This is a genomic window from Methylobacterium oryzihabitans, from assembly GCF_004004555.2.
Classification (GTDB): Bacteria; Pseudomonadota; Alphaproteobacteria; order Rhizobiales; family Beijerinckiaceae; genus Methylobacterium; species Methylobacterium oryzihabitans.
Genome location: NZ_SACP01000201.1, coordinates 1 through 255 on the forward strand (window position 1 = coordinate 1; position 255 = coordinate 255).

Here is a 255-nt window from a genome sequence, read left to right on the forward strand (position 1 = left end):
TTCCTCACCGCCCTCGTGCCCTCCGAGCGCGCCTGCCGCGAGCGGGGCTGCCGGCACAAGCCCCTGCTCGCGGTCGGGCGCCAACTCGTCCTCCAGGCGCGCCGCTGGCTGCCGGGGCGCGACCTCGTGCTGGTGGCCGACAGCGGTTTTGCGGCGCTGGCCTTCCTCGCCGCCCTGAGCCGCCGCGGCGTGACCATCGTCACCCGCCTGCGCCTCGACGCGGCCCTCTACGATCCGGCCCCGCCCCGCCGGCCG

1 protein-coding gene is annotated in these 255 nt (G+C 78.0%); it reads left to right on the forward strand.

Going from position 1 to position 255, the window contains the following annotated elements; genetic code table 11:
* Positions 1-255, forward strand: a 255-nt coding sequence (locus tag EOE48_RS29025; protein ID WP_187371610.1) for a transposase, incomplete at both ends; no start/stop codon positions are given.